Source organism: Mycobacterium sp. E740 (assembly GCF_001672895.1).
Taxonomy (GTDB): Bacteria; Actinomycetota; Actinomycetes; order Mycobacteriales; family Mycobacteriaceae; genus Mycobacterium.
In genome coordinates, this window is sequence record NZ_LZKP01000085.1 from 1 (window position 1) to 1,036 (window position 1,036).

General features: G+C 65.0%; 1 protein-coding gene. It reads right to left on the reverse strand.

Annotated elements, in window-relative coordinates; translation table 11 throughout:
• A partial coding sequence (locus A5663_RS07975) for a hypothetical protein (protein WP_068146418.1) occupies positions 1-885 on the reverse strand: 885 nt, incomplete at its 3' end.
• Positions 886-1,036 lie beyond the last annotated feature (151 nt).

Below are 1,036 nucleotides of genomic sequence, written 5' to 3' on the forward strand. Positions count from 1 at the left end.
CGCCGCGCGAGCGTCACGCATCTGCCGCTCGACTCTCGACACGAAATCAAATGCGCGGTGCCGAACGTCGTCTTGCACAATCGCTATGACCGTCCAGTCGATGTCCTGCAAAGCCAGGCGGCGACGACGGTCGCTGCGCAGTGCGTTCGGGTCGGTGTGCCAATCGATTCCGTCGTATTCGACCGCCAGGCGGAACTCGGGCCATGCGAAATCCAGCCGGCGAAGTTCGCCGTTGCCGTCGATGATCTCGTACTGCAGCTCGGGCATTGGCAGTCCACCGTCGATCATCGCGAGCCGCACTTCGCTTTCCATGGGCGACTCTGCGCGCGAGTCGGCGAGCGCAAGGAGATCGCGGACCGCGACAATACCCCGGCGACCGGCGTGCTGAATCACTGTGCGCCACAGCTCGCCTCGTGTACATGTTTTCGAGCGCAACGCCGCGTCGAGCGTCGCGAGGGCCCGCGGGCGGCGCAAGGCACGGGCTACTTCGATCGCAGTCCACGCCGGAGCCGTCGCGAGACGTCCGTCCGCCTCCACCAGCGGCGCGCCGTCCCGACGATGCACGACCAAACCGTCGACCGGGCGCAGCTGACGCCCGGCCGGGTTGAGCACGTGGAGTTCAGGGGGGTTCTCGGTGTCGAAGCCGAACAGCGCCGCCGCGGTGGACAGGCATACCGAGACAGTGCTGCCACACGACAGGTCCAGACCACGCAGACGAAGCTCGTCGGTCGGCTCACCGAGACAGTAGATGCCGTGCCAGACCCGTTCCAAGTGGCGAGCTTTCAGTACGGACTCGAACTCATATCGCGAGACGACGGCCAAGATCTGCGCACTCGTAGCCACCCCACCCTGCTGCTCGAACAACTTTCTCAATGCGATTTCCATAGCGGAAATCCTCCGGCCGGCAAAGCGGCATCCCGGACGCTAGGACATCAGCCTGTGGATGAATCTGGAGTTGTGCACGGCCGGTGCCGCGCGAGCGTGCACGGAGTGCTGAAAATGCGCGGCGTGTCGTGTGCAAACACGCACGCTCGCG